General features: G+C 72.1%; 21 protein-coding genes. 3 read left to right on the top strand and 18 right to left on the bottom strand.

Annotated features, from left to right (window positions below; all coding sequences use genetic code 11):
- The 8 genes from BIU98_RS02400 to BIU98_RS19755 form a co-directional block, all read right to left on the bottom strand.
- Positions 1 to 573, bottom strand: a 573-nt coding sequence (locus tag BIU98_RS02400; protein ID WP_175481270.1) for an oxidoreductase, incomplete at its 3' end; no start/stop codon positions are given.
- 76 nt (positions 574 to 649) lie between these two features.
- Positions 650 to 976: a hypothetical protein gene (locus BIU98_RS02395; protein WP_071270873.1), complete on the bottom strand. Its 327-nt coding sequence runs from the start codon at positions 974 to 976 to the stop codon at positions 650 to 652.
- A gap of 9 nt (positions 977 to 985) precedes the next feature.
- The gene (locus BIU98_RS02390; RefSeq protein ID WP_254787768.1) at positions 986 to 1,501 is read right to left on the bottom strand and encodes a hypothetical protein; all 516 of its coding nucleotides are present in this window, start codon (positions 1,499 to 1,501) and stop codon (positions 986 to 988) included.
- The gene (locus BIU98_RS18795; protein ID WP_071270870.1) at positions 1,498 to 2,067 is read right to left on the bottom strand and encodes a hypothetical protein; all 570 of its coding nucleotides are present in this window, start codon (positions 2,065 to 2,067) and stop codon (positions 1,498 to 1,500) included. Before BIU98_RS18795 ends, BIU98_RS02390 begins: the two co-directional genes overlap by 4 nt.
- Positions 2,068 to 2,176: 109 nt before the next feature.
- Positions 2,177 to 3,703: a ribosome biogenesis GTPase Der gene (gene der / locus BIU98_RS02380; RefSeq protein ID WP_071270867.1), complete on the bottom strand. Its 1,527-nt coding sequence runs from the start codon at positions 3,701 to 3,703 to the stop codon at positions 2,177 to 2,179.
- A gap of 41 nt (positions 3,704 to 3,744) precedes the next feature.
- Positions 3,745 to 4,440 (bottom strand): (d)CMP kinase, encoded by a 696-nt coding sequence (gene cmk / locus BIU98_RS02375; RefSeq protein ID WP_071271011.1) that lies wholly within the window; start codon positions 4,438 to 4,440, stop codon positions 3,745 to 3,747.
- 173 nt (positions 4,441 to 4,613) lie between these two features.
- Positions 4,614 to 5,738, bottom strand: coding sequence for a prephenate dehydrogenase (locus tag BIU98_RS02370; protein WP_071270864.1), 1,125 nt, complete (start codon positions 5,736 to 5,738; stop codon positions 4,614 to 4,616).
- Positions 5,739 to 5,804: 66 nt separating this feature from the next.
- The gene (locus BIU98_RS19755; protein ID WP_071271008.1) at positions 5,805 to 6,590 is read right to left on the bottom strand and encodes a pseudouridine synthase; all 786 of its coding nucleotides are present in this window, start codon (positions 6,588 to 6,590) and stop codon (positions 5,805 to 5,807) included.
- Between the two features lie 165 nt (positions 6,591 to 6,755).
- On the opposite strand from BIU98_RS19755, the gene BIU98_RS19750 reads away from it, so the two are divergent.
- Positions 6,756 to 7,832 carry a hypothetical protein gene (locus BIU98_RS19750; RefSeq protein WP_254787773.1) on the top strand — a complete coding sequence of 359 codons (1,077 nt, stop codon included), beginning with the start codon at positions 6,756 to 6,758 and terminating at the stop codon, positions 7,830 to 7,832.
- Between the two features lie 43 nt (positions 7,833 to 7,875).
- Here the strand turns inward: BIU98_RS19750 and scpB are convergent, their stop codons facing one another.
- The 9 genes from scpB to BIU98_RS02320 all read right to left on the bottom strand — a co-directional run bounded on the left by scpB (position 7,876) and on the right by BIU98_RS02320 (position 14,911).
- On the bottom strand, positions 7,876 to 8,604 hold the full coding sequence (scpB, locus tag BIU98_RS02360) for an SMC-Scp complex subunit ScpB (RefSeq protein WP_175481269.1): 729 nt from the start codon (positions 8,602 to 8,604) through the stop codon (positions 7,876 to 7,878).
- Positions 8,594 to 9,388: a ScpA family protein gene (locus BIU98_RS02355; protein WP_139200526.1), complete on the bottom strand. Its 795-nt coding sequence runs from the start codon at positions 9,386 to 9,388 to the stop codon at positions 8,594 to 8,596. Before BIU98_RS02355 ends, scpB begins: the two co-directional genes overlap by 11 nt.
- A 61-nt stretch (positions 9,389 to 9,449) precedes the next feature.
- Positions 9,450 to 10,328 carry a ParA family protein gene (locus BIU98_RS02350; RefSeq protein ID WP_071271005.1) on the bottom strand — a complete coding sequence of 293 codons (879 nt, stop codon included), beginning with the start codon at positions 10,326 to 10,328 and terminating at the stop codon, positions 9,450 to 9,452.
- Positions 10,329 to 10,436: 108 nt separating this feature from the next.
- A complete protein-coding gene (locus BIU98_RS02345) occupies positions 10,437 to 11,249 on the bottom strand; it encodes an SseB family protein (RefSeq protein WP_083392896.1) in 813 nt (270 codons plus the stop codon).
- 2 nt (positions 11,250 to 11,251) lie between these two features.
- Positions 11,252 to 11,998: a bifunctional 1-(5-phosphoribosyl)-5-((5-phosphoribosylamino)methylideneamino)imidazole-4-carboxamide isomerase/phosphoribosylanthranilate isomerase PriA gene (gene priA, locus BIU98_RS02340; RefSeq protein WP_071270858.1), complete on the bottom strand. Its 747-nt coding sequence runs from the start codon at positions 11,996 to 11,998 to the stop codon at positions 11,252 to 11,254.
- A 134-nt stretch (positions 11,999 to 12,132) separates the two neighbouring features.
- Entirely contained in the window at positions 12,133 to 12,765 is a 633-nt protein-coding gene (gene hisH / locus BIU98_RS02335) for an imidazole glycerol phosphate synthase subunit HisH (protein ID WP_071270855.1), read from the bottom strand.
- Positions 12,762 to 13,364, bottom strand: a complete 603-nt coding sequence (gene hisB, locus BIU98_RS02330) for an imidazoleglycerol-phosphate dehydratase HisB (RefSeq protein ID WP_071270853.1) — start codon at positions 13,362 to 13,364, stop codon at positions 12,762 to 12,764. The genes hisH and hisB overlap by 4 nt, the downstream gene beginning before the upstream one ends.
- Positions 13,361 to 14,467: a histidinol-phosphate transaminase gene (locus BIU98_RS02325; protein ID WP_071270850.1), complete on the bottom strand. Its 1,107-nt coding sequence runs from the start codon at positions 14,465 to 14,467 to the stop codon at positions 13,361 to 13,363. Before BIU98_RS02325 ends, hisB begins: the two co-directional genes overlap by 4 nt.
- A 51-nt stretch (positions 14,468 to 14,518) precedes the next feature.
- Positions 14,519 to 14,911 carry a LysM peptidoglycan-binding domain-containing protein gene (locus BIU98_RS02320; RefSeq protein WP_254787767.1) on the bottom strand — a complete coding sequence of 131 codons (393 nt, stop codon included), beginning with the start codon at positions 14,909 to 14,911 and terminating at the stop codon, positions 14,519 to 14,521.
- 237 nt (positions 14,912 to 15,148) lie between these two features.
- Between BIU98_RS02320 and lexA the strand changes: the two genes are divergently transcribed.
- Entirely contained in the window at positions 15,149 to 15,793 is a 645-nt protein-coding gene (lexA, locus tag BIU98_RS02315) for a transcriptional repressor LexA (RefSeq protein ID WP_071270846.1), read from the top strand.
- 91 nt (positions 15,794 to 15,884) lie between these two features.
- On the opposite strand, the gene hflX is transcribed toward lexA, so the two are convergent.
- Positions 15,885 to 17,408: a GTPase HflX gene (gene hflX, locus BIU98_RS02310; protein ID WP_071270993.1), complete on the bottom strand. Its 1,524-nt coding sequence runs from the start codon at positions 17,406 to 17,408 to the stop codon at positions 15,885 to 15,887.
- Positions 17,409 to 17,469: 61 nt separating this feature from the next.
- Here hflX and BIU98_RS02305 point away from each other — a divergent pair, with 61 nt between their 5' ends.
- Positions 17,470 to 18,084, top strand: a complete 615-nt coding sequence (locus BIU98_RS02305; RefSeq protein ID WP_071270843.1) for a class I SAM-dependent methyltransferase — start codon at positions 17,470 to 17,472, stop codon at positions 18,082 to 18,084.
- Positions 18,085 to 18,348: the final 264 nt, after the last annotated feature.

Genomic DNA, 18,348 nt, shown 5'->3' with positions numbered 1-18,348 from the left:
GAGGTTGTAGAGGTTCTGCACGCACACCACGGGGGCGATGCCCCGTGCCTCGGCGAGCTGTTCGGCGGTCACGGTCGAGACGCCGAGGTGGTTGATCAGGCCCTGCTGCTGGAGCTCGGCGAGTGCCTCGAACTGGGGGGCGATCGAGCCCGCCTGAGGCGCGTCGAAGCCGCCCATGCGGAGGTTCACGACGTCGAGCCGCTCCACCCCGAGGCGCTCGAGGTTGCCGTGCACCTGCTCGACGAGCTCGTGCGGCTCGCGGGCGTTCGGCCAGCCGCCCTTCGCGTCCCGTCGCGCGCCGACCTTCGTCACGATGCGGAGGTCCTCCGGGTACGGGTGCAGGGCCTCGCGGATGATCTCGTTCGTGACGTGCGGACCGTAGTAGTCCGACGTGTCGATGTGCGTGATGCCGAGCTCGACGACCGTGCGGAGGACGCGGACCGCCTCGTCACGGTCGGCCGGGGGCCCGAACACCCCCTTGCCGGCCAGCTGCATCGCGCCGTACCCGACGCGCGTGAGTTCGAGGTCGTCGGCGAGGCGGAACGTGCCACCGGGGAGGGTCGAGTTCGTCATGACGTCAACGATGCTCCGCCCACGCTGATCGTGGCAGGCCCTGTCGGTCCTGGGACCCGTGGTCCTGGGGCTGGTGTCAGGCGCGGTGACCGACGACGCGGCGGACGGCGTCCTCCACCCGTCGGCGGCGGACCTCGAGGCCGACGGGCTCGCGCAGCGCGGCGGCGGGCAGGGAGGTCTCGGCGGCGACGAGGGCCAGGACGTCCGCCAGGAGCTCCGCCGGGTCGAACTCGTCCGGGTCGACCGCGCCCCCGCCGGACGCGGCCAGCAGCTCGACCGCCTGCGGGAAGTCCCCGTCGTCGACGGTCGGCACGGTCGCGCCCCCGAACACCCGCGCGGTCAGCTCGCCTGCGAACCACGGGAGGTCGTCCGGGTCGAACCGCACACCGCCGAGGATCACCATGGAGCGATCCTACGGAGCCGCGCGGCGGACGGGCTTCGGGAACGTGGCGCGCATGTGGTCGGAGGTGAGGACGTCCCCGATCCCGACCATCAGGACCGAGAACAGGATCTGCTCGACGACCATCCAGAACGGGTAGAGACCGGGGATCGCCGCGATCACGAGCGTCACGATCGGGAAGACCCGGCTGAACAACCGGATGCGCTGGTACGCCCAGTAGTACCCGAGCTGCGCGCGCCACGCGAAGACGTAGAGCGTCAGCGTGATGAGCAGCACCACGGTCGCGCGGAACCACACCGCCCACGGCACCGTCTGCCCCAGGTGGGTCAGCACGAACGCGATGACGATCGCCGCCAGGCCCACGGCGGTCTCGGCGACGAGCAGCCAGCGGATCCAGCGGAACGAGCGCACGGTGTCCGGGTGCGCGAGCATGTCCTGCCGGATGACGTAGCCCGCCTGGCGTCCGCCGGCGAGACGGTCGAGCCGGAGCCGGCACCACACCCGGTCGGCGAGGGAAGGCAGCGTCACCCGACCATCGTGCCGTATCCGGGGAGGAGTTCGGCACCACCCATGATCGTGGTGGTGTTCCAGTCGAGGACGACGAGCGAGTGCACCGGGTCCGGCAGGATCTGCGGGAGGCGGACCTCGATCACCGCGGAGGTCGCGCCGTGCGGGACGACACCGACCTCGACCGGGTCCCCGTCCGGCACCCACCGCGCACCGCGCCGACCGGCGATGACGTCACCGGCGGTCAGCTGCACGCGGATGTCGGCCGTGGTCAGGTCGGTGGCGAAGTCGCTGATCGTCACCCGGACGCTGCGCTCCCCCGACCGGACGACCTCGACCCGTCCGGTCGTCTGGGCGCCGATCGGCACGATCTCACCTTCGACGGGCAGGCCGGTGCGGTACCAGGGCTCGTCCACCGGGGGCAGCGTGGCCGCCGTGGTCGGGGTTTCCTGCACGAGGGGCTCGGGGACGGAGCGGCCGGTCGGGACCGGGATCGACAGCAGCACGGACGCGGCGACGACACCGACGACGACGATCACCCCGACCGCGATCCGTCCGGCACGCGTGGAGCCCGACGGCGGTGGCATGCACGGATCGTACGCCGGACCGGGCACGACGGCGAGGACCGTGTGGACGACGACAACGACGGCCGCCGGGAGCGTTGCCCCGGCGGCCGTCGTGTCGTGCTGGATCAGATCAGGTGCGCTTCCGGCGCTCGCGGACGCGCATGTTCACCGTGATCGGCGTGCCGGCGAAGCCCCAGACCTCGCGCAGCCGCCGCGTGATGAAGCGGCGGTACTGCGGGTCGAGGAACTGGGTCGTGAAGAGCACGAACGTCGGCGGCTGGCTGGCGGCCTGCGTGCCGAACAGGATCCGGGGCTGGCGTCCGCCGCGGACCGGGTGCGGGTGTTCCTGCACGAGCTCGGCGATGAAGGCGTTGACCTTGCCGGTCGGGATGCGGGTGTCCCACGACTCGAGCGCGGTCTCGAGCGCCGGGACGAGCCGCTCGAGGTGACGACCGGTGCGGGCCGAGATGTTGACGCGCGGGGCCCACGAGACGTGCGCGAGGTCCTGCTCGATCTCGCGCTCGAGGTACCGGCGGCGCTCGTCGTCGAGGAGGTCCCACTTGTTGTAGGCCAGGACGAGGGCACGACCGGACTCGAGGACGAGGTCGATGATGCGGAGGTCCTGCACGGAGACCGGCTCGGTGACGTCGAGGACGACGACGGCGACCTCGGCCTTCTCGAGCGCTGCGGTGGTGCGGAGGGAGGCGTAGAAGTCGGCACCCTGCTGCAGGTGCACGCGCTTGCGGATGCCGGCGGTGTCGACGAAGCGCCAGACGCGGCCGCCGAGTTCCACCTGCTCGTCCACGGGGTCGCGGGTGGTGCCGGCGAGCTCGTTCACGACGACCCGCTCTTCACCGGCGGCCTTGTTCAGCAGCGAGCTCTTGCCGACGTTCGGACGCCCGAGGATCGCGACACGGCGGGGGCCGCCGAGTTCCTGCTTGGCGACGGCGGAGATCTCCGGCAGCGTCGTGATGATGAGGTCGAGGAGGTCGGCGACACCACGGCCGTGGAGCGCGGACACCGGGTGCGGCTCGCCGAGCCCGAGGTTCCAGAGCTCGAAGGCCTCGAGGTCGCGGCGCTCGTCGTCGGACTTGTTCGCCACGACGATGACGGGCTTGTCGGTGCCGCGGAGCATCTTGACGACGTGCTCGTCGGTCGCGGTGATGCCGACGGTGACGTCGACGACGAAGAGGACGGCGTCGGCGAGGTCGATGGCGACCTCGGCCTGGAGCGCCACCGAGGCGTTGATGCCCTTGGCGTCGGGCTCCCATCCGCCGGTGTCGACGAGGGTGAAGCGCCGGTCGTTCCACTCGGCCTTGTAGCTGACGCGGTCGCGCGTGACGCCGGGGACGTCCTGCACGACAGCCTCACGGCGGCCGAGGATGCGGTTCACGAGCGCCGACTTGCCGACGTTCGGGCGGCCGACGATCGCCAGCACGGGCAGTGCGGGCAGGTAGGCGATGCCGTCCGGGCCGAGCTGCGCCGTCTCGAGGAGAGCGACGTCCTCCTCGTCGAGGTCGTAGTCCTCGAGCCCGGCGCGGAGCGCGGTCGCCCGCTGCTCGGCCTCGGACTCGTCGAGGCTCGCGAGTCGGTCGCCCAGCGACTCGTCGTACTCCGGGAAGTCGTCGTGCTCTGGTCCGTTGTCCGGTTGCGCCATGGTGGGTTCCTTGCCGGCGACCCTGTGGTCGCGTGTGTGTGTCAGTGCCCGGCCGTGCGGGCCAGGTCGACGACCGCCTGGACGGTCTGGTCGAAGTCGAGGTCGGTGGAGTCGAGCGTCATGACGCCGTCCGCGGCGTTCATGAAGTCGACGACCTTCGCGTCGGCGGCGTCTCGTCGGGCGAGTGCTGCCGAGGTGTCGGCGGCCGACTGGGTCGTGACCTCTGCCGAGCGCCGTGCCATCCTAACCTGTTCGTCGGCGGTCAGCAGGATGCGGACCTCGGCGTCGGGCGCGACCACCGTCGTGATGTCGCGGCCCTCGGTGATGATGCCCTGGGCGTCGGTCTTGCGCATCACGGTCCGGAAGAGCTGCACCAGGCGCTGGCGGACCTCGGGGAGCTTGGCGATGTGCGCCACCGCGGCGGTCACGTCCGGGGTGCGGATGGCCTCGGTCACGTCGGTGTCGCCGACGCGGACGAAGTAGGCGTCGGGGTCGGTGCCGATCGTGTACTCGAAGGTGTCCCAGCTCGCGAGGACGGCTGCCGGGTCGTCGAGGTCGACCTGCTGCTGCAGTGCGTGCCACGCCAGCGCGCGGTAGGCGGCGCCGGTGTCCTGGTACCCGAAGCCGAGCACCCGGGCAGCGGCGCGGGAGACGCTCGACTTGCCGCTGCCGGCGGGACCGTCCACCGCGATGACGAACTTCGCCACGTAGGCGCCGTCCGCCAGCCCGGCGGGCATCGGGTCGCGGGTCAGGCCCGGCTCGCCGCCGCCCTGGCCGTCGGCACCGCCGGTGGGTCCGGTCGCCGGCCCCGGCTGGTCGCCGGGGGTGGGGAGTCCGGTGTCGGGGCCGCTCGGCCCGCCGGTGATCCCGGAGTCGTTCGTGCGTCCGTCGTTGGCGTGTCCGTCGTCGTTCAGGCCCATGCTGCTGCGATCCTCCATCCGCGGCCCTCGAGTTCCTCGATGAGCCGCTGTTCCTGCTCGGGTACGACCGACACCTCGACGATGCCGATCGGTGCGCCCGGTGAGTGCTCGAGGCGCAGGTCCTCGAGGTTGATGCCGATCTCGCCGATGGTGGTCAGGAGGTCGGCGATCTGCCCGGGTCGGTCGTCGACGAGGACGACGACCTGGGCGAACCGTCTGACGGTGCCGTGCTTGCCCGGCAGGCGTTCGACGCCGCGGTTGCCCGAGGCCATCGTCTCGGCGATCGTCCGCGGTGCCCCCGGGGCGTCCGGGTCGTCGAGGGCGTCGACCAGCCGGGCGAGCTCGCTCTGCAGGTCGACCAGTACGGGCCGGATGTGGGCGGCGTTCGCGCCGATGATCTGGACCCAGAGGCCGGGGTCGCTCGAGGCGACGCGGGTGACGTCGCGGATGCCGCCGCCGGCCAGGCCGAGCGCGGCTTCTGGGGCGTCACGGAGGCGGGAGGCCATCAGCGTGGACACGAGCTGCGGCACGTGCGACATGATCGCGACGGCCTGGTCGTGCGGGCCCGGCTCCATCATGACCACCGTGGCGCCGAGGTCGAGCGCGAGGTCCTCGACCACGGCGGCTCGACGGTAGGTGATGTCGTCGTGGCCGGCGATGACCCAGGGACGGCCGATGAACAGGTCGGCGCGCGCCGCCGTGGGACCGCTGCGCTCACGCCCGGCCATGGGGTGCGAGCCGATGTACCGCGAGACGTCGGCGCCGGCAGCCCGCAGGCGCGCGAGCGGGACCGACTTGACGCTGGCGACGTCGGTCACCACGGCGTCGGGGTGGGCGAGGAGTTCCCGGGCGACGACCTGCGCCGTGACGTCCGGCGGGACCGCGACGACGACGAGCTCCGGGGCGTCGTCGTCCGCCGGGCGACGACCGGCGCCGTAGTCGACGGCGAGCGCCAGGGCGGCCGGGGAGACGTCGTCGAGGACGACCTCGACGCCCTGCTGCCGGAGGCCGAGGCCGATGGAGGCGCCGAGCAGACCGGTGCCGACGATCCGGACGGGTCCCCGCAGACGGCGGTCGACCTCGGGGGTCGGGTCGTGCGGGGTGGTCGGGGTCACGTGGCAAGCCTACCGACCGAGGCCGGACGCACAGCGCCCGGCCTCGGTCGTGGTGATGACCGTCGGTCAGTCGGTCGTGTCCTCCTGCGAGGAGTCCGGACCCGAGCGCGCGTTCGCGCCGGCGCTGCGGGCGATGCCGAGCAGGCCGCCGAGCTCGACGCCGCTCAGTTCGCGGGTCCGGCCGCTCGGCAGGGTGCCGAGGTGGAGCGGACCGAACGAGCGACGCACCAGCTCGAGCACCGGGTGGTCGACGGCGTCGAGCATGCGTCGGACGATCCGGTTGCGCCCGGAGTGCAGGGTCAGCTCGAGGAGGGACTCCCCGCGCGACGACTCGAGCAGGCGGACCTTGTCGGCGGCGATCCGGCCGTCCTCCAGGTCCACGCCGTCGAGCAGCTGCTGCACCGTCGCCGGGTTCACGTTGCCCGCGACCTTCGCGACGTAGGTCTTCGCGACGCCGAACGACGGGTGCGCGAGCACGTGCGCCAGCGCGCCGTCGTTCGTCAGCAGCAGCAGGCCGGCGGTCTCGGCGTCGAGCCGTCCGACGTTGAACAGCCGCTCCTCGTACTTGTCGACGTACTGCGACAGGTCCGGGCGGCCGCGCTCGTCGAGCATGCTCGACACGACGCCCGTCGGCTTGTTCAGCAGGATGTACCGGCGCGAGGTGTCGACCTGCACGGGCACGCCGTCCACGGTGATCTCGTCCTTCTCGGCGTCGACACGACGGCCGAGTGCCTCGACGACCTCGCCGTTGACCGAGACCCGGCCCTCGGCGATCAGGTTCTCGGCGACACGACGGGACGCGACACCCGCGGCGGCGATGACCTTCTGCAGGCGCTCACCCTCGGGCTGCAGGTCCTCGGGAGCCGCGGCGGTGCCGTCGGCGTCCCACTCGGGGATGATCGGACGCTCTGGCGTGCCCTCGAGCGGCGCACCGTGGTCGTCGCGCTGCCCAGCGGGTCGCGGGGTCGTCGCCTTGTTGCGGACCGTGGCCGTGCCACCGACGTAGCGGCGCCCGTTGTGCCAGACGCGGCTGGCGTCGCCGCCCTCCCGGGCACCACCGCGACGGTCGTCGCGGCGGTCGCGGTCCTCGCGGCGGTCGCGCTGGTCCTTGTCCGACGAGCTCCACCGGGGGCGCTCGGTCCGACGGTCGCCGGTCGGGGCAGAACGACGGTCGCTCGACGGCGCACCGCGGTCGTCGCGACGGGGTGCGCCACGGTCGTCCTGGCGCGGGCGGTACCCACGGTCGTCGTCACGACGGGGAACGCCACGGTCTGGGGCACCACGGTCGTCGCGACGAGGAGCACCACGGTCGTCCTGGCGCGGGCGGTACCCACGGTCGTCATCGCGACGCGGGAACCCACGGTCACCGGCACCACGGTCGTCACGACGGGGAGCACCACGGTCATCGCGGCGCGGAGCTCCGCGGTCGTCCTGACGAGGGCGGTACCCACGGTCGTCGTCACGACGCGGCGCGCCACGGTCGGGCGCACCACGGTCGTCACGACGCGGAGCACCACGGTCGTCCTGGCGCGGGCGGTACCCACGGTCGTCATCGCGACGCGGGAACCCACGGTCACCGGCACCACGGTCGTCCCGACGCGGAGCGCCACGGTCGTCGCGACGCGGAGCGCCACGGTCGTCACGGCGGGGGCCGCCACGGTCGTCCTCACGACGGACGAAGCCACCGTCACGCCGGCCGCCGCGGTCGTCCTCACGGCGGACGAAGCCACCGTCACGACGGGGAGCGCCGCGGTCGTCGCCACGAGGGGCGCCACGGTCGTCCCGACGGGGCCCGCCGCGGTCGTCCTGACGCGGGCGGTACCCACGGTCGTCGTCGCGGCGTCCCTGCGGACGGTCGTCGCGACGGCCGTACCCGCGGTCGTCGCGCTGGCCACCGCGGTCGTCACGCTGGCCGGGCCCACGGTCGGGCCCACCGGAACGGCCGCCGTACCCACCGCGGTCGGAGCCACCCGAACCACCACGGTCCGAGCCGTACCCCCCGGAGCGGCCGGCACCACCGTCGCGACCGGCACCGCCGGAGCGACCAGCACCACCAGCGCGACCCGGTCCACCTGCGCGGTCCGAGCCTCCTGACCGGTCTGGGCGTCCGCCGGACCGGCCGTCGTCTCGTCTGTCCTCATACGCGGCCATCGGGGATCCCTTCGTTCTGCTCGAAGCCGTCGACGCCGTCCTCCAGGAGGGGCGAGATGAGCGGCAGTTCCTCGAGCGAGTTGATGCCGAGCTGCTGCAGGAGCAGGTCGGATGTGACGTAGTTGATGGCTCCGGTCTCGGAGTCGGTGAACGACTCCTCGATGAGACCGCGGGCCACGAGGGTGCGGACGACGCCGTCGACGTTGACGGCGCGGATCGACGCGATCTGGGAGCGCGTGATGGGTTGCTTGTACGCGACGACGGCAAGCGTCTCGAGCGCGGCCTGGGACAGGCGGGACGGTCGCTCGGCCTCGACGAACTGCTCGACGACGTCGTCGAGGTCCGCTCGGACGTAGAAGCGCCAGCCGCCGCCGACCTCGCGGAGCTCGAACCCGCGGCGGACGGTGCCGGCGACGCCGTCGAAGTCCGCGACGAGCCGTTCGACGGCCTGGCGGACGACGGGGACGGGTGCGCCGACGGCGGTGCCGAGCGCGACGAGCGACTGGGGTTCGTCGGCGATCATCAGGATGGCCTCGAGCTGACGGTCGACGGCGATGTCGACGGCGACGCCCACGTCGGCGGCTGCGTCCGCGTCGACGGTGGCGCCGGTCGCGGCTGCCTCCGCGCGCATCGACTGCTCGATCGCGCGGGCGTCGGCGAGCTCGTCCGCCCCGCCGGGTTCGGCGCTCGAGACGTCGTGGACGTCATCCGTCATAGTCGGCTCCAAGATTGGCGAGGCTCTCGTCGGTCCAGTGCTCGGCGGTCCACCGCAGGGTGAGCTCCCCCAGCGGTTCGTCCTGCTCGAAGGTGATCGACGCCGTGCGGTACAGCTCGAGGATCGCGAGGAAACGAGCCACAACGATACCCGCCGTGTCGACCCCGGCGACCAGTTCCCGGAACGCGACGTCGGGATCGCCCGACTCGGCACGGGTCCGGAGGATCGACACGACCACCGCTGCCTGCTCGCGGATGCTCACGAGCGGGGCGTGCAGGTGGTCCAGGCCGACCGTCGGGATCTCCCGCGGGGCGAAGGCCAGCGTGGCGAGTGCGGCGAAGTCCTGCACCGTCAATGTCCAGACGAGTTCGGGCGTGCGGGCGCGGAAGCGTTCCTCGAGCCGGACGCTCCTGGCGTGCCGGCGCGACTCGGTGCCCCAGCGTGCGCCGAACCAGTCGGCGGCCTGCTTGAACGCGCGGTACTGCAGGAGCCGGGCGAAGAGCAGGTCCCGCGCCTCGAGGAGGGCGACGTCCTCGGCGTCGACGAGCTCGCCCTGGGGCAGGAGCCCGGCGATCTTCAGGTCGAGCAGGGTCGCCGCGACGACGAGGAACTCGCTCGCCTCGTCGAGTTCGTCGACCGACTCGGCCTGGCGCACGTAGGCGATGAACTCGCCGGTGACGACGCCGAGGGCGACCTCGGTGATGTCCAGCTCGTGCTTGGTGATCAGCGAGAGCAGGAGGTCGAACGGCCCGTCGAAGTTCCGCAGGCGGACCCGGAAGCCCACCGGAGCGGGGGTGCCAGCAGCAGGGCCGGTGCCGACGCCGGTGGAGCCGGGAGCAGCGGGCTCAGGCGACGGCGCCACGCTGGACGAGCTCCCGTGCGAGCTGCCGGTACGAGTGCGCCGCGGCGTGGTCCGGGGCGGTCTGCGTGATGGGGCGCGCCGACACGGTGGCGTCGGGGAACTTCACGGTGCGCGAGATGACGGTGTCGAGCACGCGGTCGTCGAAGGTGTCGACGACGCGCTCCATCACCTCGCGGGAGTGCAGCGTCCGCGAGTCGTACATCGTGGCGAGGATGCCGTCGAGCTGCAGGGCGGGGTTCAGGCGGTCCCGCACCTTGTCGATCGTCTCGATGAGCAGGGCGACACCGCGCAGCGCGAAGAACTCGCACTCGAGTGGGATGAGCACGCCGTGCGCGGCGGTGAGCGCGTTCACGGTGAGGAGCCCGAGCGACGGCTGGCAGTCCACGAGGATCACGTCGTAGTCGCCGGCGACCTTGCGCAGGACACTGGCCAGGATCTGCTCGCGGGCGACCTCGTTCACCAGGTGGACCTCGGCGGCCGACAGGTCGATGTTCGCCGGGATCACGTCGAGGTACGGGGTGTTCGTCGGCTGGATGACCTGGTTCGGGTCCTTGATGGAGCCCATGAGCAGGTCGTAGACCGTGGGGATGTCGTGGGTGCGCACGCCGAGGCCCGCGGACAGGGCGCCCTGCGGGTCGAAGTCGACGGCGAGGACCTTGCGGCCGTACTCCGCGAGTGCGGCGCCGAGGTTGATCGTCGTGGTGGTCTTGCCCACGCCGCCCTTCTGGTTGCACAGGGCGATGATGCGGGCCGGGCCGTGACCGTCGAGCTCCTCGGGGATGGGGAACGCCCGAACGGGCCGGCCGGTCGGACCGTAGGTGGTCTCGCCGGTGCCGGACTGGGTCGTCGGGTTGGTGCTCACCTGGTCATCGTACCGGCGCACCACGCCGACACCCGGCCCGCACCGCCGTGCCGACGTACGCCGACACCCGGCCCGCACCGCCATGCCGCACCACGGGCCTGCCGCGCCTCATGCTGGCCGCAACGCCACCCGCATGCTGTCCACCCGCTCCGCGATGACGACGTCGGCGGTCCACCGCTGCTGCAGCCGCCCCACGAGCTCGCCGACCTGCTCGCGGTCGAGCCCCGGGTGCAGCGCGAGCCCGACCGTCAGCTCCGGCCCGGCGAAGCGCCCGAGCGGGTCCCCCGGCGCGAGCTCGACCCGTGCCACCGCCGGCTCCCCCACGACCGAGTCCGCGAAGGCCTGGCCCACTGCAGAGTCCTCGAAGCACGGCGTCCAGGGGAGGTCCTGCCCGATCGCCCAGACTGCGGGGCGGCGGAGCACGAACTCGCTCGCCGACGTCGGGTCGAGCACGACGAGCTGGGTGTCCTCGCTCGCGGCGGCCATCGCCACGCGGCGGGCTTCGACGGGGATCGGCCGCGCGGTCGCGTCCCAGGCCTGCATCGCCGCGACGGAGGTGAACGCCGGCATCACCGTGCGCCCGTCCGGTCCGGCGACCGTCACGATGGACAGCTCCTGCGTCTTGTCGACCAGTCGGCCGTCCGGGGTCTCACCGACCTCGCCGGCCTCGGCGACGAGTGGGATGAGCAGGCGGGCGGAGCCGAGTGCCGCTACCACCTCGGCTTGGGATCCACCATCCTCCAGGCCGGCGATCGCGGCCACGACCGCCGGGTCGGCCAGGCCGTCGTCATCGGCGAAGGCGTCGTCGTGGCTGTCGAAGGTGCGCCCAGCCCACGGGAAGCCCGCGGAGTCCGCCGGCGAGTGCCCGTGGTCGTGCGCGTCCTCGGGTGCGCCCCCGCGGCCGTTCGAGATGCCGGCCACGACTACTCCGAGGCGATGTCGAGCGCGGCCGGCAGCGTGAACGCGCCGGAGTAGAGCGCCTTGCCGATGATCGCGCCCTCGAGGCCGTGCGGCACGAGCTCCCGCAGCGCGACGAGGTCGTCGAGGGTGGAGATGCCGCCGGACGCCACGACGGGCTGGTCGGTCCGGTCACACACCTGGCGCAGCAGCTCGAGGTTCGGCCCCTGCAAGGTGCCGTCCTTCGTCACGTCGGTCACGACGTAGCGCGCGCAACCCGCCTCCTCCAACCGGTCGAGGACCTCCCACAGGTCGCCGCCCTCCTTGGTCCAGCCCCGGCCGGACAGCGTCGTCCCGCGGACGTCGAGCCCGACGGCGACCTGGTCGCCGTACTCGCCGATCACGCGCGCGGCCCACTCAGGGTTCTCCAGGGCAGCCGTACCGAGGTTCACGCGTGCCGCTCCGGTCGCGAGCGCTGCCCGCAACGAGGCGTCGTCGCGGATGCCACCCGACAGCTCGACCTGCACGCCCTCGACCTCGTGGATGGCCTTCGCGATGACCCGTCGGTTGTCGCCACGGCCGAACGCGGCGTCGAGGTCGACGAGGTGGATCCACTCCGCGCCCTGGTCGCGCCAGGTGCGGGCGGCGGCCACCGGGTCGCCGTAGCCGGTCTCGCTGCCGGCCTCGCCCTGGGTCAGGCGGACGGCCTGGCCGTCGACGACGTCGACGGCGGGCAGCAGGACGAGGGGCGGGGTCGAGGTCAGCTCGGTCATGGTCCTGTCGGTTTCGTCGTGGGTGGATCTCGGGCCGGTCGGCGGATGCGGCGGCTCCAGCGCGTGGTCGCGCGGCACCGGTCGGGAGGCTCGGCGCGGGTCCGCCCCGCGCGTCGCCTCCGGTGCGGTGCGGGTCAGAGCGAGTCGACCCAGTTGCGCAGCAGGCGGATGCCCGGCTCCCCCGACTTCTCGGGGTGGAACTGCGTGGCAGTGAGCGGGCCGTTCTCCACGGCGGCGATGAAGCGCTGCCCGTGCTCGGCCCAGGTGAGCTTCGGCGCACGGAACGGCCCGTAGGCCTCGAGCGGGAAGTCCGTGACGCCGAACGAGTGCACGAAGTAGAAGCGCTCGTCGTGCAGGCCGTCGAACAGCACGGAGTCGGTCGGGGCGTCGACGGTGTTCCAGCCCATGTGCGGCAGGACCTCGGCCTGGAGCTGGTCGACGGTGCCTGGCCACTGCGCGAGGCCCTCGACGTCGGAGCCCCGTTCGACACCACGCGAGAACAGCACCTGCATGCCGACGCAGATCCCGAGGACCGGACGGCCGCCGGCGAGCCGGTGGTCGACGATCTCGCCGCCCTGCACGCCCTCGAGCTGGTCGATGACCGCGCCGAACGCACCGACGCCGGGGACCAGGAGCCCGTCGGCCTCGAGCGCCGCACGCTTGTCGGAGGTCAGCGTGACGTCGGCACCCGCGCGCTCCAGGGCCTTCGCCGCGGAGTGCACGTTGCCGGAGCCGTAGTCGAGGACGACGACGTTCTTGCCGCTCACAGGGCGCCCTTCGTGGAGGGGATGCCGTCGACGCGGGGGTCGAGCTCGACCGCACGGCGCATGGCCCTCGCGAACGCCTTGAACTCCGCTTCGGCGATGTGGTGCGGGTCGCGACCGCCGAGCACGCGGACGTGCACGGTGATGCCGGCGTTGACCGTGATGGCCTCGAACACGTGGCGCACCATCGACCCGGTGAAGTGTCCGCCGATGCGGTGGTACTCGAAGCCCTCGGGCTCCCCGGAATGCACGAGGTACGGGCGGCCGGAGACGTCGACGACCGCCTGGGCAAGCGCTTCGTCGAGCGGGACGAGGGCGTCGCCGTAGCGGCCGATGCCGGCACGGTCGCCGAGCGCCTGCTTCAGCGCCTGGCCGAGCACGATCCCGGTGTCCTCGACGGTGTGGTGCACGTCGATGTCGGTGTCGCCGGTCGACCGCACGCGCAGGTCGATCAGCGAGTGCTTGCTGAACGCGGTGAGCATGTGGTCGAAGAACGGCACGCTCGTGCTGATGTCGGAGGTGCCGGTGCCGTCGAGGTCGAGCGACAGGGACACGCTCGACTCGCTCGTCGAACGGGTGATCTCGGCGGTGCGGGCGGTCATGCTCCAACCCTAACCGGCGGCTGTTCGGCGGCGACCCGGCGCATGGCCTCGAGGAACGCGGTGGTCTCCTCCGCCGTCCCCGCGCTCACACGGAGGTGGTTCGGGATGCTGAGGTCGCGGACGATGACGTCCTGGTCGAGCAGCGACTCGAACGCGGCCTGCGGGTCGGCGACGCCGCCGAACAGGACGAAGTTCGACCAGGTCTCGTGCGGCGTGTAGCCCATCGCGCGCAGCTCGGTCACCATGCGGTCCCGCTGGCCGCGGATGTCGTCGACCATGGCGAGCATCTCCGGAGCGTGCCGGAGCGCGGCGACTGCGGCCGCCTGGGTCAGCGCCGACAGGTGGTAGGGCAGCCGCACCAGGCGCAGGGCGTCGACCACGGCCGGGTGCGCTGCCAGGTAGCCGACGCGGGCCCCGGCGAACGCGAAGGCCTTGCTCATGGTGCGGGACACCACGAGACGCTCGCGTCCGGGCAGCAGCGTGAGCGCCGTCGGCTGCCCCACGGGCATGAACTCGGCGTAGGCCTCGTCCACCATCACGATGCCGTCGGTGGCATCGTAGACGGCTTCGATCGTCGCGAGGTCGAGGGGCGTGCCGGTCGGGTTGTTCGGCCCGCACAGGAAGACGATGTCCGGCTGGTGCTCCCGCACGGCAGCCGTCGCCGTCGCCGGAGAGATGCGGAACTCGGCGTCCCGCTCGGCCGGGATCCACCGCGTGCCGGTGCCCGAGGCGATGATCGAGTGCATCGAGTACGTGGGCGGGAACCCGAGGACCGAGCGCCCCGGACCACCGAAGGCCTGCATGAGCTGCTGGATGACCTCGTTCGAGCCGTTCGCGGCCCAGATCTGTTCCGCCGCCAGCCCGTGCCCGAGGTACCCGGCGAGGGACTCTCGCAGCTCGGTGAACTCGCGGTCCGGGTAGCGGTTCACCGTGCCGAGCGCCCGGCGGACCGACTCGACGATGTCGTCGGCGACGTCCTGCGGGACGGGATGCGTGTTCTCGTTGACGTTGAGCTGCACGCGCACGTGCTTCTGCGGAGCGCCGTAGGGGCTCTGACCGCGGAGGTCGTCTCGGATCGGGAGGTCTTCGAGCGTGAATGCCACCGATCCATCGTAGAGCGGTCGGGCTGTCCAGCGCCCGGCCGTCCGGACGGACTACTTCGTGTCGGCGTACTTCGTCGGGATCGCCAGCTGCTCGCCGGCCTGCACAGCGGAGCCGTCGAGCGCGTTGAGGCTCACGACGTCCTGCACGAAGTCGCGCGGGTCGGCGTTGGGGGCGGTCTCCTCGGCCAGCTGCCACAGGGTCTCGCCCGGCTGGATGGTGACGGTCTGGAAGTGCACGTCCGCGGAGGTGTTGCCGGCCGAGGCCTGCCCACCGTTCAACGCGAAGACCGCGACACCGATCAGCACCGGCAGTGCTGCCAGCGTCGTGAAGACCATGCGCCCACGACGGGTGAGGCGCAGCCGTGAACGAACGACCGTACCGTGCATGCCAGCGAGGCCGCTGCCGCTGATCGTGCTGCCGTTGATGACGCCGATGGTGCTCATGTCGTTGTGCCTTCCTGCTCGGGAGAACCGAAGCCCTGTACCGAACATACGTTCGAACCGTGGGACGCACAAGTCCCCTGAGCAAGATCCAGGAGGAAAATCATGCGACACGCTCGAACAGGTGTTTGTCCGGCAGAGTGCGGTCGGATACTGTTTCGACTGACTTGGACAAGTCTCACGGGGACCACCGACATTCCTCGGACGGCCGTCCACGGTCCGACGAGAAGGCGAGACGACGTGGCGGACGAACTGCGGGTCCAGAAACCGCTGACGGCGAAGCAGCAGGCGATCCTCGACGCGATCCGAGCGTCGATCGCCAGCCGGGGCTACCCGCCGAGCATGCGCGAGATCGGCGACGCCGCGGGGCTCTCCTCGCTGTCGAGCGTCTCCCACCAGCTCGGGCAGCTCGAGCTCGGCGGCTGGATCCGCCGCGACCCGAACCGCCCGCGGGCCCTCGAGGTCCTGGTCGACGAGCCCTCACCCGACGTGGACGGCCCCGACGTCGACGCCACCACGCTCGTGCCCCTGGTCGGCCGCATCGCCGCCGGTGTCCCGATCACGGCCGAGCAGCACGTGGACGAGATCATCCCGCTGCCCCGTCAGCTCGTCGGCACCGGTGACCTCTTCATGCTCAAGGTCGTCGGCGAGTCGATGATCGACGCCGCCATCTGCGACGGGGACTGGGTCGTCGTCCGCGCGCAGCAGACCGCGGAGAACGGCGACATCGTCGCCGCGATGCTCGACGAGGAAGCGACCGTCAAGGTCTTCCGACAGCGGGACGGCCACACGTGGCTGCTCCCCCGGAACACCGCGTTCGAGCCGATCCTCGGTGACGCCGCCACGGTGCTCGGCAAGGTCGTCGCGGTCCTCCGCTCGCTCTGAGCGCGCTGGTCACCGGACAGGACCACGGAACGGCCAGGAGGCTCGCCCTGCGGACGCAGGTCGAGCCTCCTGGCCGTTCGGCCGGTCTGGGTCAGACGGACGCGACCGGCGCGACCACGTAGGGGTCCAGCTCGGCGACCTGTCGCTGGAAGACGCGCACCCGAAGGCGTGTGCCGGCCTCGACGTAGTCGACGGACTCGACCGATCCCGCGTCGTGCAGGTGCGAGACCAGGTCACCGCGGTCGTACGGCACGACGACGGTGAGCTCGACGTCGGGCTCGGGGAGCCGGTCCTCGATCGCACGGAGCAGCTCGGGGATGCCCTCGCCGGTGCGCGCGGAGACGAACACCGCGTCGGGGGCGAGCCCGACGAGCACCATGCGCTGCGTGTCGTCGATGAGGTCGGCCTTGTTGAACGCGACGATCTCCGGGATGTCCCGCGCCCCGACGTCGCCGATGACCTCGCGGACCGTCGCCAGCTGGGCGGCGGGGTCCGGGTGCGAGCCGTCGACCACGTGCACGATGACGTCGGCCTCGCCCACCTCTTCGAGCGTGGAGCGGAAGGCCTCGACGAGCTGGTGCGGCAGGTTGCGCACGAAGCCGACGGTGTCGACGAAGGTGAACTCGCGCCCCTTGGTGCTCTCGGTCCGGCGGACCGTGGCGTCGAGCGTCGCGAAGAGCTGGTTCTGCACGAGCACGCCGGCGCTCGTCAGCCGGTTCAGCAGCGAGGACTTGCCCGCGTTGGTGTACCCGGCGATGGCGACGCTCGGGACGTCGTTGCGGTGCCGGTCGGCACGCTTGGCCTCACGAGCGGGACGGAAGCCGGCGATCTGGCGCCGGAGCTTCGACATGCGGGTGTGGATGCGACGACGGTCGAGCTCGATCTTCGTCTCACCAGGACCGCGCGAGCCCATGCCCGCACCGCCGGAGACCTGGCCACCGGCCTGGCGGGACATCGACTCACCCCAGCCGCGGAGGCGGGGCAGCAGGTACTCGAGCTGCGCGAGTTCGACCTGCGCCTTGCCCTCGCGGGTCTTGGCGTGCTGGCTGAAGATGTCGAGGATCACGGCCGTGCGGTCGATGACCTTGACCTTGACGACGTCCTCGAGGGCACGGCGCTGCGAGGGCGCGAGCTCGGTGTCGGCGATCACGGTGTCGGCGCCGGTGGCCTTGACGACCATCGCGAGCTCCTCGGCCTTGCCCTTGCCGAGGTAGGTGGCCGGGTCGGGGTTGGGTCGGCGCTGCAGGAGCCCGTCGAGGACCACGGCACCCGCGGTCTCGGCGAGAGCGGACAGCTCGCGCATGGAGTTCTCGGCGTCGGCGGCGTCGCCCTGGGCGTACACGCCGATGAGGACGACCTGTTCGAGCCGGAGTTGCCGGTACTCGACCTCGGTGACGTCCTCGAGTTCGGTGGAGAGGCCCGCGACGCGACGCAGCGCCGCGCGGTCCTCACGGTCGTACTGGTCGCCGTCACCGGACCAGCCGTGTTCGTCGACCGATCGGGTCTGGATGGCCTGCGCCGGGGCGAAGATGGACGAGCTGGCTCGCGAGTCGGCGTTGCGCAGCACGCGCTCGACGACGCCGTCGCCTTCAGCTTGGTTGTTGGGTTCCGTCATGCTGTCCACAGGGTACCTCCGGCGCCCTCGGGACACACGGGGTTCCCGGTACGGTTCTTCCATGGCGAACGACCACTACTTCTCGGCCACCCCGGAGAGCCAGGCGCGACCGCGGCAGATCGAGGTCACCCTGGCGGGGCGTTCGCTGTCGCTGACCACCGCCGCCGGGGTCTTCAGCCCCGACGGGCTCGACCGCGGCACCCGGGTGCTGCTGAACGCGGTGCCGGCTCCTGCCACCGACAGGGCCCTGCTCGACGTCGGGTGCGGGTGGGGACCGATCGCGATCACGATGGCCCTGCGCTCCCCGGACACGCAGGTGTGGGGCGTCGACGTCAACGAGCGGGTGCTGGACCTGGCGCGGCAGAACGCTGCGACAGCCGGGGCATCGAACGTGTCGATCGCGCTGCCCTCCGACGTGCCCGCCGACCTGCGCTTCCGCACGATCTGGTCGAACCCGCCGATCCGGGTGGGCAAGGATGAGCTCCACGCGATCCTGCTGACCTGGCTCCCCCGGCTCGAGGTCTCGGGTGACGCCTGGCTCGTCGTCTCGAAGGACCTCGGCGGGGACTCCCTGCAGCGGTGGCTGGGCGAGGAGCTCGGGGCGTCGTACGAGGTCACCCGCGCGACGACGGACAAGGGCTTCCGCGTGCTGCGGGTGCGGCGCACGGCGGAGTAGGGCGCGCGGGGCGCTGCGCGCCGCGCTGGGCGCACCGTGCGCGATCACCCGGCCGGTGCGAGGTTGGCCACCCCGTGCGCCGCCACGTCCTCGCACCGAGTGCGGAACCTCGTACCACGCTGGCCGCGCGTCGGCCCGGACGGGAGGCGCGGCGTGCGTCACCGACGTCGGCCAGCCGGGGCGAGCCTCCCGGCTGGGGTGCGCACCGTGCGCGATCACCCCGGCTGGTGCGAGGTTGGCCACCCCGTGCGCCGCCACGTCCCC

This window comes from Curtobacterium sp. MMLR14_010 (genome assembly GCF_001865015.1).
In the GTDB taxonomy this organism is placed as follows: domain Bacteria; phylum Actinomycetota; class Actinomycetes; order Actinomycetales; family Microbacteriaceae; genus Curtobacterium.
This window is presented reverse-complemented; position numbering and strand designations above follow the sequence as displayed.

Excerpts from the sequence above, each read along its gene's own strand:
- BIU98_RS02395 (WP_071270873.1), bottom strand. The coding sequence starts at position 976 with ATGGTGATCCTCGGCGGTGTGCGGTTCGACCCGGACGACCTCCCGTGG.
- BIU98_RS18795 (WP_071270870.1), bottom strand. The coding sequence starts at position 2,067 with ATGCCACCGCCGTCGGGCTCCACGCGTGCCGGACGGATCGCGGTCGGG.
- der (WP_071270867.1), bottom strand. The coding sequence starts at position 3,703 with ATGGCGCAACCGGACAACGGACCAGAGCACGACGACTTCCCGGAGTAC.
- cmk (WP_071271011.1), bottom strand. The coding sequence starts at position 4,440 with ATGCCCGCCGGGCTGGCGGACGGCGCCTACGTGGCGAAGTTCGTCATC.
- scpB (WP_175481269.1), bottom strand. The coding sequence starts at position 8,604 with ATGACGGATGACGTCCACGACGTCTCGAGCGCCGAACCCGGCGGGGCG.
- priA (WP_071270858.1), bottom strand. The coding sequence starts at position 11,998 with ATGACCGAGCTGACCTCGACCCCGCCCCTCGTCCTGCTGCCCGCCGTC.
- hisB (WP_071270853.1), bottom strand. The coding sequence starts at position 13,364 with ATGACCGCCCGCACCGCCGAGATCACCCGTTCGACGAGCGAGTCGAGC.
- BIU98_RS02320 (WP_254787767.1), bottom strand. The coding sequence starts at position 14,911 with ATGAGCACCATCGGCGTCATCAACGGCAGCACGATCAGCGGCAGCGGC.
- hflX (WP_071270993.1), bottom strand. The coding sequence starts at position 17,408 with ATGACGGAACCCAACAACCAAGCTGAAGGCGACGGCGTCGTCGAGCGC.
- BIU98_RS02305 (WP_071270843.1), top strand. The coding sequence starts at position 17,470 with ATGGCGAACGACCACTACTTCTCGGCCACCCCGGAGAGCCAGGCGCGA.